A 951-nucleotide genomic window follows, 5' to 3' on the forward strand; every position below is an offset into this window, starting at 1 on the left:
GTTTGCCAGCGTGTATGCCCGCTTTGCCTTCGGAATCGACTGTCCGGGCGGAGTGATCAGCAAAATCATAAACAGAATGTAGTGCATCGTCGCCCCCGGCTCGCGCTATTGCGTCACCCGCACCTGCAGATTTCCAAGCGTTGGTTGAAGCTGGAGCAAATCGAGCCGTGTGCGAGCCTCGGGCGATACGTCGCTGCTGCCCGGCACAGCGCTCCTGAAGCGGCCCTGCTGGATGGTTCCCGGCAAGGTTCTCACCGCCAGCGGCTTCTTCGGTGGATCGGTCGTAATCACGATCTGCAGGAATTGGTCGGTGAAGTACTGACCTCCCGCAGACAGGAATTCCGTCCCGAAGGGAAACAGGTAGGTGAACTGACCGGCCGCGTCGAACTTAACGAAGATTTCCGCCGTAAACGCGTGAGAGTCGACGCCAGTGACTTGCTGAAGGTCGTTCTGAGAAGCCAGTGACGAGCGCAACAACCAGGAGCGGATGCCCAAGTTCTGAGCCAGAGCGTGTTTCGCTCGCGACCAGTTGTCGTCGCAGTCGAGCACCAGAGAGTCCGACAGCAGCGCGCTCGAGCGCGTTACAAAGGTGACCGAGCCGTCCTGGTGACCGCGGATGTCGACACCCGCCCCCGGCGCTCCGCCGCCGGCGAAGATTCCGGCGAGCCAAGCGGTGCTGTAGCGGGACGTCACAGTCGTGCTCTTACCCGTCAGCCCGGCCTTCAGATCGAACTCCTGGTCGGTTTTGGGCTGAAGCGTGATCTTGATCGCGTAGTTCTCGGCGTGGAAGTAAGGAAAACGATTCTTGTCGTCGAGCTCCCGGTACGCGGCGCGCAACTCGCAGACCGTGTATCGAAGTATCTCCTGAGAGGGGAATTGAAAATCCGTGGCGATTCCCGGAATCGCGACGCAACTACAAAGTAATGACAATGCCGGTAGCGCAAGTGACAA

At 59.5% G+C, this 951-nt stretch carries 1 protein-coding gene; it reads right to left on the reverse strand.

Going from position 1 to position 951, the window contains the following annotated elements:
• Positions 1–105: 105 nt before the first annotated feature.
• Positions 106–951: hypothetical protein (locus I5M_RS09565; protein ID WP_210161619.1), on the reverse strand; the 846-nt coding region annotated here is incomplete at its 5' end.

Source organism: Rhodopseudomonas sp. B29 (genome assembly GCF_000333455.1).
In the GTDB taxonomy this organism is placed as follows: Bacteria; Pseudomonadota; Alphaproteobacteria; order Rhizobiales; family Xanthobacteraceae; genus Rhodopseudomonas.